Consider the following 364-nt stretch of genomic DNA (forward strand, 5'->3'; position numbering starts at 1 on the left):
CAGCAGTCATGGGCGCGGCAATCGGTGGTGGGCTGACGGGGCTTACGGCCTTCGGAACGGGCATGTTCGGCCTCCGTACGACTCGTCTCCAGCTCAAGGCCCAGGAGTCAGAGGCATCCCGTCAAAGGCGCTTCGAGAGCCTCCAAGAGCGGCGCGGCCCCCGCTCACAGGCCTACGCGGAGTTCATCGCCGCTGGACAAGAAGTCGTTGACGTGCTTCATGGGCCAGAACAGGGATTCCTGGAGCAGTACGAAGATCTCATAAGGAACATCCGGAAACGCCGAGCAGTTGTTGCCCTCGCAGGCCCGGACCCGGTAGTGAGGGCAGCGGGCATGTTCGCCGACAGGGTGAGGACCCTCAGGAA

1 protein-coding gene is annotated in these 364 nt (G+C 63.5%); it reads left to right on the forward strand.

Features of this window, described 5'->3' with window-relative positions:
* Nucleotides 1-364 (forward strand): hypothetical protein (locus AC1DUE_RS20870; RefSeq protein WP_477041302.1); only part of this gene is annotated, 364 nt, incomplete at both ends.

The sequence above is a fragment of the Cellulomonas sp. P4_A2 genome (genome assembly GCF_056402515.1).